The sequence below is a fragment of the Streptomyces sp. NPDC016677 genome (assembly GCF_055562815.1).
In genome coordinates, this window is sequence record NZ_JBVHEO010000006.1 from 84,091 (window position 1) to 100,468 (window position 16,378).

14 protein-coding genes and 1 riboswitch are annotated in these 16,378 nt (G+C 71.5%); of the genes, 4 read left to right on the top strand and 10 right to left on the bottom strand.

The genetic code is table 11. From position 1 onward, the window contains the following. The first annotated feature begins 61 nt into the window (after window positions 1-61). A complete protein-coding gene (locus ACZ3IG_RS18755) occupies window positions 62-2,581 on the top strand; it encodes an ABC transporter permease (RefSeq protein ID WP_467433273.1) in 2,520 nt (839 codons plus the stop codon). 59 nt (window positions 2,582-2,640) lie between these two features. Here ACZ3IG_RS18755 and ACZ3IG_RS18760 read toward each other — a convergent pair whose 3' ends face one another. Both ACZ3IG_RS18760 and ACZ3IG_RS18765 read right to left on the bottom strand, forming a co-directional pair. Next, window positions 2,641-3,942 carry a class I SAM-dependent methyltransferase gene (locus ACZ3IG_RS18760; protein ID WP_467433274.1) on the bottom strand — a complete coding sequence of 434 codons (1,302 nt, stop codon included), beginning with the start codon at window positions 3,940-3,942 and terminating at the stop codon, window positions 2,641-2,643. Between the two features lie 201 nt (window positions 3,943-4,143). Further along, a complete protein-coding gene (locus ACZ3IG_RS18765; protein ID WP_403536969.1) occupies window positions 4,144-5,523 on the bottom strand; it encodes an NAD(P)/FAD-dependent oxidoreductase in 1,380 nt (459 codons plus the stop codon). Window positions 5,524-5,968: 445 nt separating this feature from the next. Here ACZ3IG_RS18765 and ACZ3IG_RS18770 point away from each other — a divergent pair, with 445 nt between their 5' ends. The 3 genes from ACZ3IG_RS18770 to ACZ3IG_RS18780 all read left to right on the top strand — a co-directional run bounded on the left by ACZ3IG_RS18770 (window position 5,969) and on the right by ACZ3IG_RS18780 (window position 7,802). After that, window positions 5,969-7,120 (top strand): PP2C family protein-serine/threonine phosphatase, encoded by a 1,152-nt coding sequence (locus tag ACZ3IG_RS18770; protein WP_467433276.1) that lies wholly within the window; start codon window positions 5,969-5,971, stop codon window positions 7,118-7,120. 143 nt (window positions 7,121-7,263) lie between these two features. After that, on the top strand, window positions 7,264-7,536 hold the full coding sequence (locus ACZ3IG_RS18775) for a type II toxin-antitoxin system Phd/YefM family antitoxin (protein WP_048457331.1): 273 nt from the start codon (window positions 7,264-7,266) through the stop codon (window positions 7,534-7,536). Continuing rightward, window positions 7,533-7,802 carry a type II toxin-antitoxin system RelE family toxin gene (locus ACZ3IG_RS18780; protein ID WP_467433278.1) on the top strand — a complete coding sequence of 90 codons (270 nt, stop codon included), beginning with the start codon at window positions 7,533-7,535 and terminating at the stop codon, window positions 7,800-7,802. Before ACZ3IG_RS18775 ends, ACZ3IG_RS18780 begins: the two co-directional genes overlap by 4 nt. 37 nt (window positions 7,803-7,839) lie before the next feature. Here ACZ3IG_RS18780 and ACZ3IG_RS18785 read toward each other — a convergent pair whose 3' ends face one another. From ACZ3IG_RS18785 to ACZ3IG_RS18820, 8 genes are all read right to left on the bottom strand, one after another. Further along, the gene (locus tag ACZ3IG_RS18785; protein WP_467433279.1) at window positions 7,840-8,793 is read right to left on the bottom strand and encodes a Ppx/GppA phosphatase family protein; all 954 of its coding nucleotides are present in this window, start codon (window positions 8,791-8,793) and stop codon (window positions 7,840-7,842) included. Then, window positions 8,790-9,323 carry a DUF501 domain-containing protein gene (locus ACZ3IG_RS18790; protein WP_467433281.1) on the bottom strand — a complete coding sequence of 178 codons (534 nt, stop codon included), beginning with the start codon at window positions 9,321-9,323 and terminating at the stop codon, window positions 8,790-8,792. Before ACZ3IG_RS18790 ends, ACZ3IG_RS18785 begins: the two co-directional genes overlap by 4 nt. Window positions 9,324-9,389: 66 nt before the next feature. Then, the gene (locus tag ACZ3IG_RS18795; protein WP_467433282.1) at window positions 9,390-9,881 is read right to left on the bottom strand and encodes an FtsB family cell division protein; all 492 of its coding nucleotides are present in this window, start codon (window positions 9,879-9,881) and stop codon (window positions 9,390-9,392) included. 96 nt (window positions 9,882-9,977) lie between these two features. Continuing rightward, complete coding sequence (gene eno, locus ACZ3IG_RS18800) at window positions 9,978-11,258, bottom strand: phosphopyruvate hydratase (protein ID WP_215170478.1); 1,281 nt, start codon at window positions 11,256-11,258, stop codon at window positions 9,978-9,980. 232 nt (window positions 11,259-11,490) lie between these two features. After that, entirely contained in the window at window positions 11,491-12,219 is a 729-nt protein-coding gene (locus tag ACZ3IG_RS18805) for a transglycosylase family protein (RefSeq protein ID WP_467433284.1), read from the bottom strand. Between the two features lie 3 nt (window positions 12,220-12,222). After that, a riboswitch (cyclic di-AMP (ydaO/yuaA leader) is annotated at window positions 12,223-12,390 on the bottom strand. Between the two features lie 181 nt (window positions 12,391-12,571). After that, window positions 12,572-13,741: a transglycosylase family protein gene (locus ACZ3IG_RS18810; RefSeq protein WP_467433286.1), complete on the bottom strand. Its 1,170-nt coding sequence runs from the start codon at window positions 13,739-13,741 to the stop codon at window positions 12,572-12,574. A gap of 169 nt (window positions 13,742-13,910) precedes the next feature. Then, window positions 13,911-15,143 carry a cytochrome P450 family protein gene (locus ACZ3IG_RS18815; protein WP_467433695.1) on the bottom strand — a complete coding sequence of 411 codons (1,233 nt, stop codon included), beginning with the start codon at window positions 15,141-15,143 and terminating at the stop codon, window positions 13,911-13,913. Window positions 15,144-15,315: 172 nt separating this feature from the next. After that, window positions 15,316-16,314 carry a nucleoside triphosphate pyrophosphohydrolase gene (locus ACZ3IG_RS18820; protein ID WP_467433287.1) on the bottom strand — a complete coding sequence of 333 codons (999 nt, stop codon included), beginning with the start codon at window positions 16,312-16,314 and terminating at the stop codon, window positions 15,316-15,318. Window positions 16,315-16,378: the final 64 nt, after the last annotated feature.

Here is a 16,378-nt window from a genome sequence, read left to right on the forward strand (position 1 = left end):
CCGTCTGACCCTCCGCCGGAAAAGACCCCCGCCACCTCACGTCTGGACTGAGAAAACCCCCATGCTCCGTACCGCCTTGCGCAACGTGCTCGCGCACAAGGCCAGGCTGCTGATGACCGTGCTCGCCGTGCTGCTCGGCGTGGCCTTCGTGTCGGGCACCCTGGTCTTCACCAACACCGTCTCCGCGGCGTACGAGAAGTCCTCCGCCAAGGGCTTCGACCACGTCGACGTCTCCCTCACCGTGTCCTGGAGCGAGGAGGCCGACGAGGACGTCGAGCTGACCCCGGCCCTCCTCGCCCAGGTGACCCGGACCGACGGAGTGGCCTCGGCCATCGGCAGCGTCACCGCCACCGTCGCCCTCGCCGACAAGAACGGCGACCCGGTCGGCAACGGCTGGGAGGTGCAGGGGAGCAACTACTGGGGCACCGACGACCCCCGCTACCCGATCACCGCGGGCCACGCGCCGAAGGGCGCCGGCGAGGTCGCCCTCGACGCGCGGACCGCCGACCGCACCGGCTACCGGGTCGGGGACAAGGTCCGCATGTCCGTCGACGGCCCGGTCCTCACCCCCACCGTCAGCGGCATCTTCAGCACCGACGACGGCAACGTCGCGGCGGGCGGCACCCTCGCCCTGTTCGACACGGCCACCGCGCAGAAGCTCTTCGACCAGCAGGGCACCTACGGCGAGATCATCGTGAAGGCGGATCCGGGCGTCGGCGAGAGCGCGCTCATGGCCGCGCTCGGCAAGGCCCTGCCGAAGGACACCGTCGAGATGACGACCGGTACGGAGCTGGCCGCCGCACAGGCCGAGATGACCGCCTCCTCGGTGGACAGCCTGAAGCAGACCCTGCTGATCGCCGCCGGCCTCTCGCTGTTCGTCGGCACCTTCCTCATCGCCAACACCTTCACCATGCTGGTCGCCCAGCGCACCAAGGAACTGGCGCTGCTGCGCGCCGTCGGCGCCTCGCGCCGCCAGGTCACGCGGTCCGTGCTGTTCGAGGCGCTGGTCGTCGGCACGGTCGCCGCGGTCGCCGGTCTCCTCGCGGGCATCGGCATCGGCGCCGGGCTGCGCGCCCTGATGGACTCGCTCGGCGCGAACTTCCCGGACGGCCCGCTCGTCATCGGCGGGAGCACGGTCGTCGCGGCGCTCGCCGTCGGCATCCTCATCACCGTGCTGGCCGCCTGGCTGCCCGGCCGCCGGGCCGCGAAGATCCCGCCGGTGGCCGCGATGAACAGCCTGCACGCCAAGCCGACCACCCGGTCGCTGGTCCTGCGCAACACGCTCGGCTCCCTGATCACCGCGGCGGGCGTCGCCGTCGTCCTGGCCACGACCACGGCGGGCGACGCCACGGGCGCCCAGGGCCCCATGGCGCTCGGCGCGGGGCTGGTCGTCATCGGCGTCTTCGTCCTCACCCCGCTGCTGTCCCGCCCGCTGATCGCCGCCTCGGCACCGGTGCTGCGGATCTTCGGTGTCTCGGGCAAGCTGGCCCGCCAGAACGCGGTGCGCAATCCGCGCCGTACGGCGGCCACGGCCTCCGCGCTGATGATCGGGCTCACCCTCATCACCGGCATGACGGTGGCGGTGACCGGCATGCAGAACGCGATCGACAAGATGGCCTCGGACTCGATCAGGGCCGACTACATCGTGTCGATGGCGAACGGCGACTCCCTCCACCCCTACGTCGAGAAGGACCTGGCCACGGTCGACGGCGTCACCACCGTCAGCCCGCTGCGCGGCTCCTACGGGACCGTCGACGACCTGGAAGTCTCCCTGACGGGCGTCACCGGCTCCACGTTCGGGGAGCTGACCGACCTGCCGGTGACGGACGGCGCCTTCGAGATCGGCGGCACCCGGGTGGTCGTCGACGAGGAGACCGCGGAGGAGCACGACTGGAAGAGCGGGTCCACGTTCACCGCCGTCGTGGAGGACGAGGCGAAGCAGAAGCTGACGGTCGCCGGGATCTACGAGCCCAACGAGATGTTCCGCGGCATCATGCTCGACGTGGCGACGCTCACCCCGCACCAGGACGAGCCGGGCGACTGGAACGTCATGGTGAAGATGGCCGGCGGGACGTCCGAGGCGGCCGAGGACGCGCTGGCCGGGGCCCTCGGCGACAGTCCGGCCATCGTCATCCAGGACAAGCAGGACATCTCCGATGAGATCGCCCAGATGACCACCATGATGCTGAACGTCCTGTACGGCCTGCTGGCCATGGCGGTGATCGTGGCGGTCCTCGGTGTCGTCAACACCCTGGCCATGTCGGTGTTCGAGCGTTCCCAGGAGATCGGCATGCTCCGCGCGGTCGGCCTGGACCGCAAGGGGATCAAGCGGATGGTCCGGCTGGAGTCGCTGGTCATCTCCCTGTTCGGCGCGGTCCTGGGCATCGGCCTGGGCGTGTTCTTCGGCTGGGCCGCCGGTGAGCTGGTGGGCATCGAGATGGCGACGTACGAGCTGGTGCTGCCGTGGGGCCGGATCGGGATCTTCCTGCTGCTGGCCGCGCTGGTCGGCGTCCTGGCCGCCCTGTGGCCGGCCCGGCGCGCGGCCCGTCTGAACCTGCTGACGGCGATCAAGACGGAGTAGCCGTACGCACCGCGAAGGGCCCCTCCCCCCGGGGAAGGGGCCCTTCGCCGTACCGGGGGTCAGTTCCAGGTACGGGTGCGCAGCGGCAGGCCCGAGGCGCCGGACTCGGGGGTCTTCACGGCGAGGACCTGGTTGACGCCGATGCGGTTGCGCTCGAAGGAGAGCGCGGAGGCCGCCATGTACAGGCGCCAGACCCGGGCCCGGCCGGGGGAGGTGAGCTGGACGGCGCGGGCCCAGTCGGCCTCCAGGTTGGCGACCCAGCGGCGCAGGGTGTGCGCGTAGTGCTCGCGGATCGCCTCCACGTCGCGCACCTCGAACCCGGCGCGCTCCAGCTGCCCGACGGTGGTGCCGACCGGGGCCAGCTCGCCGTCGGGGAAGACGTAGGAGTCGATGAACTCGTCCACGGAGTACGCCGACTCGTCGCGCTGCGGGCGCCGCGCGATCTGGTGGTTCAGCAGCCGGCCCCCGGGCTTGAGCAGGGCGTACAGGTCGCGGGCGTACTCCAGGTACTTCTCGGCGCCGACGTGCTCGGCCATGCCGATGGAGGAGATCGCGTCGTAGGGGCCGTCGGTGACGTCCCGGTAGTCCTGGACGCGGATCTCGATCCGGTCGGTGAGGCCCTCCTCGGCGATGCGCTTGCGGGCGTAGGCGGCCTGTTCCTGCGACAGGGTGACGCCGACGACGCTCACGCCGTGCTCGCGGGCGGCGTGGATCGCCATGGAGCCCCAGCCGCAGCCGACGTCGAGCAGCCGCATGCCGGGCTTCAGGCCGAGCTTGCGGGAGACGAGTTCGAGCTTGTCGCGCTGGGCGGTCTCCAGGGTGGCGCCCTCGTCCTCGGGGGCCGGCCAGTAGGCGCAGGAGTAGACCATGGAGGGGCCGAGGACGAGTTCGTAGAAGTCGTTGCCGACGTCGTAGTGGTGGCTGATGGCGCGCTTGTCGGTGCGGCGGGTGTGCAGGTGGCCGCGGCGCCGGCGGATCTCCTCGGCGGGCGGGGCGGGCGGCAGCGGGGGACCGGCCAGCTTGACCAGGCCGCGGACGGCGGCGCGCACCTCGGGGTCGCGCAGCGCCTGGCCGAGCGTACGGGCGTCCTCGCCGCGCTCCCAGATCAGCTCGGCGAGCAGGTCGAGGGCGGTGTAGAGGTCGCCGTCGATGTCGAGGTCACCGGCCACCCAGGCGCGGGCCAGGCCCAGTTCGCCGGGTTTGAACAGCAGTCGGCGCAGGGCGCGGCGGTTGCGGACGACGAGCGCGGGTGCTCCGGGCGGGCCGGCCTCGGAGCCGTCCCACGCCCGGACGCGGACCGGGAGCGGGATTCCCAGCACCTGTTCGACGAGGCTCTTCAGCCGCAACGCGGCGTCTGCCATGGCGCACACCTCCGTAAGACCGGATGTTTGGTCACCACGTAAACACCGGACGGGGCGATGCGCAGTCCCGCATTGGAGTCATCACTCCGCAAAATACTTGTAGGTCACACTCAGTTACGGGGGCGGGGACGCCGAAGGGGCCGTCCGCACCACGGATGGCGGACGGCCCCTTCGGGAACCGCTGGACGAGGTGACCCGAGGTCAGGAGGCCTTGGCCTTCTCCTCGGTCTTGGCGGCGGCGACCGGGGCCGGCTTGGCGGCCTCGTAGAACTCCTCGCGCGGCGTCTCGACGGCGCCGAGCGAGACGACCTCGCGCTTGAGGAACATCCCGAGCGTCCAGTCCGCGAAGACGCGGATCTTGCGGTTGAACGTCGGCATCGCCATGCCGTGGTAGGCGCGGTGCATGTACCAGGCGAGACGGCCCTTGAGCTTGATCTTCATCTTGCCCATGACGATCATCGCGACGCCCTTGTGCAGGCCGAGGCCCGCGACCGCGCCCTTGTTGGCGTGGCTGTACTCCTTCTGCGGGAAGCCCCGCATGCCGGAGACGACGTTGTCGCCGAGGACCTTGGCCTGGCGCAGCGCGTGCTGGGCGTTGGGCGGGCACCAGGCGTTCGGGTTGCCGTTCTTGCGGCCGACCAGGTCGGGGACCTGGGCGTTGTCGCCGGCGGCCCAGATGTAGTCGGTGCCCTGCACCTGGAGGGTGGCGGCGGTGTCGACGTGGCCGCGCGGGCCGAGCGGGAGACCGAAGCGGGACAGCACCGGGTTGGGCTTGACGCCCGCCGTCCACACGATCGTGTTGGCGTCGACCTCCAGGCCGTTCTTGAGCACCACGTGGCCGTCGACGCAGGAGTCCATGGAGGTGGAGAGGTAGATCTCGACCCCGCGGCTCTCCAGGTGCTCCTTGCCGTACTGGCCGAGCTTGGGGCCGACCTCGGGGAGGATCTTGTCGGCGGCGTCGACCAGGATGAACCGCATGTCCTCGCGGGACACGTTGTTGTACTCCTTGGCCGCGTCCCGGGCCATGTCCTCGACCTCGCCGATGGTCTCCGCGCCCGCGAAGCCGCCGCCGATGAAGACGAAGGTGAGCGCCCTGCGGCGGATCTCCTCGTCGGTGGTGGAGTCGGCCTTGTCCAGCTGCTCCAGGACGTGGTTGCGCAGGCCGATGGCCTCCTCCACGCCCTTCATGCCGATGCCCTGCTCGGCGAGGCCGGGGATCGGGAAGGTGCGGGAGACCGCGCCCATGGCGATGACCAGGTAGTCGAACGGCAGCTCGTACGCCTCGCCCGTCAGCGGGGCGATCGTGGCGACCTTGCGGTCCTGGTCGATGGTGGTGACCCGGCCGGTGAGGACCTCCGCCTTCGGCAGCACGCGTCGCAGGGGTACGACGACGTGGCGCGGGGAGATGTTGCCGGCGGCGGTTTCGGGGAGGAAGGGCTGGTAGGTCATGTACGACCGGGGGTCGACGACCGTGACGGTCGCCTCGCCGTAGCGCATCTTCTTGAGGATGCGCCGAGCCGCGTACAGGCCTACGTACCCACCGCCTACTACGAGGATCCTGGGACGCTCCGTGGTGCTCATGGCATCGAGTATCCACCTGCCCCGGGGGGGTGCTTCGTGCGCCCCTTCACAAGCTCCGGTAAGGGTCGTGTTACACTCCTCCGCTCGCGTGACGGAGGTCATGGCGCGAAACGGGAACCGCCGTGCGGTGCGCTCCGTTGTCAATGCCGCGTGAGCTGCCGCTCCGACCCTCCGGACCCGCCCCCGGACCCGTTCCGCGCGATCGTCCGGCCCCCTCCCATACCACGCTTCTGAACATGTTCAAAGGGCAGTTGGGCCCCCGGAAGGGTCAACGCGCGGCCGTTTGTCGCTCTTCGAGGCCCAATCTCTTGTGAAGAACTTCACGAACTTTCCCGCCGGGCCCTCGCGCGGACCGCCCCGGAAGCCCTCCGGACCCGCTCAGACGTTCTCCGACCTGCTCATACGACGAGGGGCGGAGCGGGTCCGGACGGCCTACGTTGGTCCCATGAGCCCCCACCGCCGTGCCACCGGGCTGCTGTCCCACACCGTCGGTCCGCGGTCCCTCGCCGTGCCGCGGTGGGTGTGGTGGACGCCGGTGGCGCTGACCGCGCTGGCCTGCGCCGTGGACCTGCCCACCCCGGGCGGGGTGAGCGGCGACGCGCTGCTGGTCCTCAGCTCGATGACGGCCGCCTGCGTGCACTCGCTGCGCTGGGCGGTCCTGCTCGCGCTCCTCAACACGGCCGTCGGCCTGCTCTTCCTCCTCTTCCGCCATCTGGAGTCCGACGGCAGCCACGCCGTGGTCGACTTCTTCGCCCTGCTCGTCCTGCTCTGGGCGACCGTCCCCCTGTGCCTGCTGCGGCTCCGTCTGGACCGGCGGCTGCGGGCCACCCGGCAGGCCGCCGAGTACGCCCAGCGGGCCGTGCTGCCACCGGTGCGCGCATGGTTCGGCCGCACCTGGATCGCCGTACGGTACGAGGCCGCCTCGCACGCGGCGGCCGTGGGCGGCGACCTCTACGTGGTCGAGCGCACGCCGTACGGGGTGCGGCTGCTCATCGGCGACGTACGCGGCAAGGGACCCGACGCGATCCCCGCCGTGGCGGCCCTGGTGGGCTGCTTCAGGGAGGCCGCGCACCACACGTCGACGCTGCCGCTGCTCGCCCACCACCTCGACGAGGCGGTGACCCGGCACATCCGCGAGGCGGCCGACGTACGGGGTGACGCGCCCGGTGAGCAGTTCATCACCGCCGCCGTCGCCGAACTGCCCCCGGGCGAGGGTGAGGTGCGGCTGCTGAGCCGGGGCCACTGCCCCGCCTTCCTCGCCACGCGGGCGGGGGTGGAGCGCTGGGAACCGGCCGACCCGGGTCTCCCCCTCGGCCTCGGCGACCTGGACCCCGGACCGTGGGCCCACGACAGCCGCCCCTTCGCCCCCGGCGACCTGCTCCTGCTGTGCACGGACGGCCTCCTGGAGGCCCGCGACGCGCACGGCGTCTTCTACTCCCCGCAGCAGGGCCTGCGGGAGAGCTGGCACGAGGGCCCCCCGACCGTGGTGGACCACCTGACCCGCCTGGCCCGCCGGCACGCGGGCGGGGTCCTGACGGACGACCTGGCGCTGATCGCGGTGACGGTTACGGGAGCGGGGCCGCGGGAGCAGGGGTGACGGCCCTCGGTGGCGACCGGCGGGACGTCTGCCGCAACGTGTAGGCGGTCAGGCGATGGACCACGCGATCCCGTCGGGGATCGCTCATGAACGCGACTCCCGACAGATCTCCGCGTGTACACGAACACGCGTACACTGGGCTCATGACTGAGAACACCGTGACCGTGCGGGAAGCCCGAGCCCACCTCGCCGACCACATCAACCGGGCCGAGGAAGGCGTCCCGACCGTCATCACTCGCAATGGCGCCCCGGTGGCGGCCGTGGTTCCGATCTCGGACTTCGAGGCGTTGGAGGAAGCGGCCGACGTGATGCTGGCGCGCGAGGCCGAAGCGGTGCTGGCCGAGGGCGGCACCACCGTGACCATGGCGGAACTGCTGGCGGACCTGTTCACCGAGCAGGACGGCGAGGCGGCGTGAAGTACGCCTTCCGGTTCACCACGGCGGCGCAGCGGCAGCTCCGGGCCATCAGCCGACCCGACGCCATGCGCATCCTGACCGCGCTGACCGCACTCGGTGACGACCCGTACCGCCAGGACGCCGACGTCAAGAAGCTCACCGGCCCGTCCGGGCTCTACCGGCTGCGGGTCGGAAGCTACCGGATCGCTTATCAGATCAACGACGGCGAACTCGTCGTCCTGGTCGTCAAGGTGGGCGACCGGCGGGACGTCTACCGCAACGTGTGACGCCCCGCCCGGCACCCATATCGCCGGGCACCGCCCCTCAACGTGCCTCGCTCGCCGCGTAATGAGCGATGCCGTCCAGGATGTCGTGCTCGCTCACCACGACCTCCTCCGCGCCCGTCCGTTCCATGATCGTCCGCAGGACGAGGGCCCCCGCGCCGATCACGTCGACGCGGCCCGGGTGCATGGAGGGGATCGTGGCGCGTTCGGCGTGGGTGGAGTGGAGGAGGCGGGCGGTGATCTCGTCCACCTGGGCGCGGGTGACGCGGGAGTGGTGGATGGCCGTGGAGTCGTACTCCGGGAGGTTCTGCGCGATCGCGGAGATCGTCGTCACCGAGCCGGCCAGACCGACCAGCGTGCGCGCCTCGCCCAGCGGAACCGTCTGCTCCGCCAGGTCCAGGGCCGCCTCGATGTCGGCCCGCATCGCCGCGATCTGCTCCCCGGTAGGCGGATCGGTCACCGCGCCGTCGCGCACCAGGTGCCGTTCGGTCATCCGGACGCAGCCGACGTCGACGGAGCGGGCGGCGCGGACGTGGTCGTCGCCGACGACGAACTCCGTCGAGCCGCCGCCGATGTCCACGACCAGGAAGGGGCGGCGCAGGTCGGCGCGGCCGGTCAGCTCCTTGGTGGCGCCGGTGAAGGAGAACTCGGCCTCCTGGTCGCCGGTGATCACCTCGGGTTCGACGCCGAGGATGTCCAGCACCCCGCGCACGAAGTCGTCGCGGTTCTCGGCGTCGCGGGAGGCGGAGGTCGCCACGAAGCGGACCCGCTCGGCGCCGTGCCGCTCGATGACCTCCGCGTACTCGCGGCAGGCGGCGAAGGTCCGCTCCAGGGCATCCGGCGCGAGCCGTCCGGTGCGGTCGACGCCCTGGCCGAGGCGCACGATCGTCATACGGCGGTCCAGTTCGGCCAGCTCGCCCGTGGCCGGGTCCGCGTCGGCGACCAGCAGCCGGATGGAGTTGGTACCGCAGTCGACGGCGGCGACACGGGTCACTTCTCGTCCTCCCCACAGGCGGTGGTCACGCACGGGCCCTTGCGCCACCACTCGGGCAGCATCCCGATCGCCTCGTCGCCCAGCGGGTTCACGCCGGGACCGGCGGCCAGCGAGTGGGCCACCAGCACGTGCAGGCACTTGACCCGGTCGGGCATGCCGCCCGCGCTCGGGAAGCCGGTCAGCTCCTCGATCTCGTCACGGCGCCGGATGTAGTCCTCGTGCGCGGCCCGGTACGCGGCGGCCAGCTCCGGGTCGGTGGCGAGCCGCTCGGTCATCTCCTTCATCACCCCGTCGGCCTCCAGGGTGCCGATCGCGGAAGCCGCCCTGGGGCACGTCAGGTAGTACAGCGTCGGGAACGGCGTGCCGTCCGGCAGCCGGGGGGCGGTCTCCACGACGTCCGGCTGCCCGCAGGGGCACCGGTGCGCGATCGCGCGCAGTCCGCGCGGCGGACGGCCCAGTTGCTGGCGGAACGCGTCGACGTCCGCGTCGGTGGGCTCGGTGCGCGGGGTGGGCGGCGGGGGCGTGTCCATGACTGGCTTCTGTCGGTCTTCCTGTGGGTGGTGCGAGTGACGTGCTACGAGGGGGCTGCGGGGGTCCTACGAGCGGCCGGCGGCGGCATCGGCCGCGTCGGCCTTGTCGACGCCGTCCCAGAGCGTGCGGTACCAGGGCCGCCCTGCGGCCCCGAGACCGGCCCGCGACTGCTCGGCGGCGCCCGGGTCGACGACGATGTAGCCCGTCTCCCCCGGCATCACGTAGTGCAGCCGCTGCCGGATCTGCTGCTCGGCGTAGGCGTCGTCCTGCCAGCGTGCCTTGAGGTCGCGCAGGTCCTCGACCCGCTGCCGCGCCTGCTCCTTCTCCCGCTGGAGCTCGGCGATCTCGGCGCGCTGGGCGACGTACTGCCGTATCGGGTAGGCGAGCACCACGACCAGGGAGCAGACCACCATCACCAGCAGGGCCGCCCGGCCGGTCAGCCGGGAGCGGCGGGCCTGGCGCTTGGTCTGCGAGCGGTAGACCCGGGCGGCGGTCTGCTCGCCGAGCGCCCTGATCCTGGTCGTGGTGGAGAAACGGTCCCGGTCCCTCACGGCCATCTCGTTTCCCGCCTCCCGTGCACACGCGTACGTCCCCGCACACGGTACGGGACCGGGTACGGGGACGTACGTACGACGCTGCTCTTAAGGGCTCGCTCAGCCCTTGAAGCGCGGGAAGGCGCTGCGGCCGGCGTAGACCGCGGCGTCGTCGAGGATCTCCTCGATGCGCAGCAGCTGGTTGTACTTGGCGACGCGCTCGGAGCGGGCCGGGGCGCCGGTCTTGATCTGGCCGCAGTTGGTGGCGACGGCGAGGTCGGCGATGGTGACGTCCTCGGTCTCGCCGGAGCGGTGGGACATCATGCACTTGAAGCCGTTGCGCTGGGCCAGCTCGACGGCGTCCAGGGTCTCGGTCAGCGAGCCGATCTGGTTGACCTTGACGAGCAGCGCGTTGGCGGCGCCCTCCTCGATGCCGCGGGCCAGGCGCTCCGGGTTGGTGACGAACAGGTCGTCGCCGACGAGCTGGACCTTGTCACCGAGCTTGTCGGTGATGGTCTTCCAGCCCTCCCAGTCGTCCTCGAACAGCGGGTCCTCGATGGAGACCAGCGGGTAGGCGTCGACCAGCTCCGCGTAGTACTCCGTCATCTCGGCGGCGGTGCGCTCCTTGCCCTCGAAGGAGTAGACGCCGTCCTTGTAGAACTCGGAGGCGGCGACGTCCAGGGCGAGGGCGATCTGCTCGCCGGGGGTGTAGCCGGCTTCCTTGATCGCTTCGAGGATGAGGTCGAGCGCGGCGCGGTTGGAGTCCAGGTTCGGGGCGAAGCCGCCCTCGTCGCCGAGGCCGGTGGACAGGCCCTTGTTCTTCAGGACCTTCTTCAGCGTGTGGTAGACCTCGGCGCCCCAGCGCAGGGCCTCGGAGAAGGACTCCGCGCCGATCGGGGCGATCATGAACTCCTGGATGTCCACGTTGGAGTCGGCGTGCGAGCCGCCGTTCAGGATGTTCATCATCGGAACGGGCAGCAGGTGCGCGTTCGGGCCGCCCAGGTAGCGGAAGAGCGGGAGGTCGGACGCCTCGGAGGCGGCGTGCGCGACGGCCAGGGAGACGCCGAGGATGGCGTTGGCGCCGAGCGAGCCCTTGTTGTCGGTGGCGTCCAGGTCGAACATGGCCTGGTCGATCAGGCGCTGCTCGGTGGCGTCGTAGCCGACCAGCTCCGGGCCGATCTGCTCGATGACGGCGAGGACGGCCTTCTCCACGCCCTTGCCCAGGTAGCGGTTCGAGTCACCGTCACGCAGCTCGATGGCCTCGAAGGCACCGGTGGAGGCACCGGACGGAACGGCGGCACGACCCGTGCTGCCGTCGTCGAGGCCGACCTCGACCTCGACCGTGGGGTTGCCTCGGGAGTCCAGGATTTCCCGGGCTACGACGACGTCGATGGACGGCACGAGCATCTCCTTCTTCAATGTGACGCTTCTGTGTGACGCGGGTGCGCGCTTACGCGCGGCTCCGCGGGACGAGCCTAACCGGCCCGGGGCGATCGGCCAGCCGGTCACCCACCCGTTGGGCAAACCGAGAGTAAATTGTTTCCGAACGGAACAAAAGACTGCCGCGATCCGGACATGGCCCCGCCCCGGCGTGTACGGGGGAACACGCGCCGGGGCGGGGGCCTGTGAGCCGTCAGCTGAGGTGCAGCTGCTGGCCCGGGTAGATGAGGTCGGCGTCGTCGACGATGTCGTCGTTCAGCTCGAACAGCTTCGCCCAGCCGCCGTCGACGTCGTGCGCCTCGGCGATGGAGCTGAGGGTGTCGCCCTTGACGACCTTGTACTCGCCGTCGCCCTTCTCGACCTTCTTGCCGGTCGGGGTGGTGACGGTCTTCTCGGCCTGCTGGGTGGTGCCGGTCTCGGCGGCCGGGCGCTCCTGGGAGCGGGAGGCGGGCTGCTCCTGCGTCTCACGGGACTCGGTGGAGCCACTGGAGCCGCTGGAGCTGCTGGAACCGCTGCTCTGGCCGCTGTCGGAGGAGCCGGTGTAGCCGCCGGCACCCGACAGGCCCGTGCCGCAGTTCGGCCAGGCACCCTTGCCCTGGCCCGCGAGGACCTTCTCGGCGACCTGGATCTGCTGGTCCTTGCTGGCCTGGTCGGCGGTGGAGGCGTACTGCGTGCCGCCGTACGCCGCCCACGTGGAGGCGGAGAACTGCAGGCCGCCGTAGTAGCCGTTGCCGGTGTTGATGGACCAGTTGCCGCCGGACTCGCACTGGGCGACGGTGTCCCACTCCGACTCGGTGGCGGCGGAGGCGTTGCCGGCCGCCATCAGCGGGGCGGCGACGGCGGCACCGGTCACGCCGGCGATGGCGATGGCGCGAGTGGCCTTGGACGGACGACGGTGCTTGCCCTTGCTGGAGAACAGCATGGAAGATCCCCTCACCGACGCCTGCGAGGTGAGCTGTCGGGTTCGGGCCGGTTGAGTTGCCCGGCCGGGTCCCTCACGGGACTCGGCTCCACCCCTAGCCGCTCCGGCTCAACTGCCCGGTGCGGCGACCTACCTTGGGTCCCCCGCTCCTGCCTTCGGCGCTTGCGCGACGACTGTTCCCGGACTGCCGCTGGCAGGATTCGGCGTTGCGGCGGCCGGGGCCCGCGATGGCGAGCGGTCATGACCGTAGACAGGCTCCCGGTGGATTTACAAAGACGATCAGGGCTTCTGAGACCTATCTCTCACGGCGTTTAATACGGACATTCACCCTTAACCGTGACGCGAACTGCCGTCACTTTTCGACCGGTTCGACCCCAACGGCAAGCTTCTGACCGGGCAGGATGTGGTCGGGGTCGGTGCCGACGGCGTCCTTGTTCGCGGCGTAGAGGGAGGACCATCCCCCGGCGAGCTCAAGGGAGTCGGCGATGGCCCACAGACTGTCGCCGGCGCGGACGGTGTACGTCCCGTCGCCCGCCTCGTCGCCCGTCTTGTCGCCCGTCCTGTCGCCCGTCTCGCGCGCCGTCTTGTCGTCGCGCGAGGCGTGCCGCCCCGAGGACGACTCCGAACGGCCCTTCGCCGTCTCCTCGTCGGCGCTGCCGCCGCGGTGCTTGCCGGTGCCGGTTCCGCCGGCCGTGTCGTCCTCGCCGGTCTTGGTGAGGCTCGAAATGGCGGGGGTCGGTTCGAGGTTGCCGGCGCTGCCGGTGGCGCCGGAGGCGTCCGCGGTGTCGCGCTTGGTGGTGGCCGCGTCGCTCGGCTCCTCGACAGGGGAGGCGGATTCGGGTGATGTGTCGGAGTCGGCCGATTCGTCGCCGGTGTCTGAAGTGTCGGTGTCCCCAGCACCGGCGTCCGAAGTGTCGGTGGACGGGGTGTCCGAGGGGGAGGCCGAGGAGCCGGAGCCGGAGCCGGAGCCGGAGCCGGAGCCGTCCGAAGCGTCGTCCGTGTCGGCCGGGTCGGTGGTGTCGGCCGCGCCGGACGAGTCGGCAGATCCCGAGGAGCCGGATGAATCGGTCGAACCGGATGAACCATCCGACTCCGCATCCGATGATGCCGACCCGGACGAATCGTCCGACGAGTCGTCATCCGACGCGCCGCCGCCCAGTCCGGCGAGCAGTCCGCAGGTCGGCCAGGCGGCGATGCCCTGGGCCGCCAGGACCTTCTCGGCCACACGGATCTGCTGGGAGCGGCTGGCCCGGTCGGCGGTGGTGGCGTACTCAAGGCCGCCGAACGCCTCCCAGTCCTCCTGGGACAACTGCAGGCCGCCGTAATAACCGTTGCCGTTGTTCTGGCTCCACGCGCCACCGGTCTCGCACTCGGCGACACGGTCCCAGGCCGCGCCGTCGGCCGCGTGGGCACCGGTGGCTCCGAGGAGCGGGATCGCGATGGCGGAGCCGGTGACTCCGGCAGCGACGACCAGGGCCGGGGCCTGGCGGGGGCGACGGTGTCGGCCGTTCCCGGAGAGCATGCGGAGACCTTTCACGAGACAGCAGGGCCCGCACGGCGGTTGGTGCTCGGTGCCGCGCTGATCCGTGAACGTATAGGCATACGATCACTCATCACAAGTTCATGCCGTGTAGATCACATGGAGATCACAGTGGTGACGGCGCGTCACCTTTGCTGATGCGACGGATCGTTCACTCAGCCGCGGTGAACGACACCGGCAGGGTGCGCAGACCCCTCATGATGAGGCCGCCGCGCCAGCGCAGTTCGGCCGGATCGACGGCGAGGCGCAGGTCGGGCAGGCGGGTCAGGAGTGTGGCGAGCGCGGTCTGGCCCTCCAGGCGGGCCAACGGGGCGCCGAGGCAGTAGTGGATGCCGTGGCCGTAACCGAGGTGCTGGCTGTCGCGGCGGGAAAGGTCCAGGGTGTCCGGGTCCGTGAAGCGCGCCGGGTCGCGGTCGGCGGCGGCGAGGACGACGAGGACGGGGTCGCCGACGGCGATGTCCTGTCCGCCGAGGGTGAGCGGCCGGGTGGCGAACCGCCAGGTGGCCAGCTCCACCGGACCGTCGTAGCGCAGGAGTTCCTCCACGCCGGTCTCCAGCAGGCCGCGCTCGCCGGCCGCGAGCGACTCCTGGAGGCGGGTGCGCTGGCCGGGGTGGGTGAGCAGGGCGTACGTGCCGTTGCCGATGAGGTTGACGGTGGTCTCGAAACCGGCGAAGAGGAGGATGAACGCCATCGCGGCGGCCTCGTTCTCGGTGAGGTGCTCGCCCTCGTCGGAGGCGCGGATCAGTCCGGAGATGAGGTCCTCGCCGGGCGCGGGCTCGGGCGGCAGCGCCTGGCGTTTGCGGTGGATGAGGTCGGCGAGATAGCCGCGCATCTTCTTCACCGACCGCGCGACCCCGCCCCGGGGGCCTCCCCCGTGCCGGATCATCATGCCCGCCCAGTCCCGGAAGTCGTCCTGGTCCTCGCGGGGGACGCCGAGCAGGTCGCAGATGGCGTAGATGGGGAGCGGGAAGGCGTAGTCGTGGATGAGGTCGGCGCTGCCGGCGCGCGCGAACCGGTCGATGAGCTGGTCGGCGAGTTCCTGCACGCGGGGCGCGAACTCGGCGACACGGCGCGGGGTGAACGCCTTGCTGACGAGCCGGCGCAGCCGGGTGTGGTCCGGCGGGTCGATGTTGAGCAGGTGCGTCATCAGCTCCGCCTTGCGCTCCCCCGGGATGCCGGTCTTGCCCTTGGCGTGCGCGGGTTCGGCGTGATGCGCCGGGTTCTTGGACAGCCGGGGGTCGGCGAGCGCCTGCCTGGCGTCGGCGTACCGGGTGACCAGCCATGCCTCCACCCCGCTGGGCAGCCGGGTGCGGTGCACGGGGGCGTGCTCGCGCAGCCAGGCGTACGCCGGGTACGGGTCGCTCGCGAACTCCCAGGTGAACAGCTCGGGGGCGTCGGGGGCGGGGGTGGCGGATGCGGGGGCGGGGGCGACAGGGGCCGGGGTGGCAGGTGCGGGGGTGGCGGGGGCGGGGGTGGGGGTGGTGCGGCGGGGCTCGGCTTGCTCGGTCACCCCCCGACCGTATCCGTCCCTCTTTCATGACCGCCTCCGCGTCCTTTCACGACCGCGTCCGCGCCTCCGTCTCCCGGATCGCGTCCCGGTAGGCCCGTGCCGCCGCGCGCAGGGCCGCCTCCGGGTCCACGCCCTCCGCCTCGGCGCGCACCGCCAGCGCCAGCAGCTCGTAGCCGGGGCCCTCGGCGCGGGGCAGCGGGACGTCCAGGCCGGCCGTGCGCACCCGGGAGGCCAGCTTGGCGGCGAGGGCCAGGCCGGGCTGGCCGAGCGGGACGCCCTCCGTGACGGAGGTGCGCTGCTTCTCCACCGCCTTGGTGCGCAGCCAGTGCTCCCTGACCTCCTCGGGGGTGGTGGCGGTCTCGTCACCGAAGACGTGCGGGTGGCGGTGGATCAGCTTGGTGACGATGGTCGCGGCCACGTCGTCGATGGAGAAGGGAGCCTCCGGGTCCTCCTCGGCGATCCGGGCGTGGAAGACGACCTGGAGCAGGACGTCGCCCAGTTCCTCGCGCAGGTCGTCGCGGTCGCCGTCCTCGATGGCCTCGACGAGTTCGTACGCCTCCTCGATGGCGTACTTCGCCAGCCCCTCGTGGGTCCGCCGGGACGACCAGGGGCACTCGGCGCGGATGCGGTCCATGACCTGGACGAGGTCGAGCAGGCGGGCGCCGGGCAGGTCGTAGGAGGCGGGCAGCAGCTCCAGCTCGGGCATGTGGACGCGGCCGGAGCCGGCCAGCCGGGCCAGGCCGTCCGTCAGGGCCGGCTCCCCCTCGCCGGTCGCCACGACCACCACGGTGTGTCCGCCCGCGCAGGCGTCGACCAGCTCCCCGGCGGTGGGGGCCGACTCGTCGACCCGTATCCCCGCCTCCCGCAGATACGGCAGCTGCGGATGCGCGCCGTCCGCGCACAGCACGCGGTCGGCGGTGCGCAGCGCCTGCCAGGCCGGCCAGGACAGCAGGCCGGGGGCGACGCGGTGGCTGGTGGTGAGCAGGACGACGCGGCCGGGGTCGGGGGCCTGGCCGGCGACGGCTTCGGGACTCGTGGCGTTCACACCCCGAACGTAACGCACGGCGCCGGACGCCCCGGAAGTTATCCACAGGGGGCGGGCTTCACGG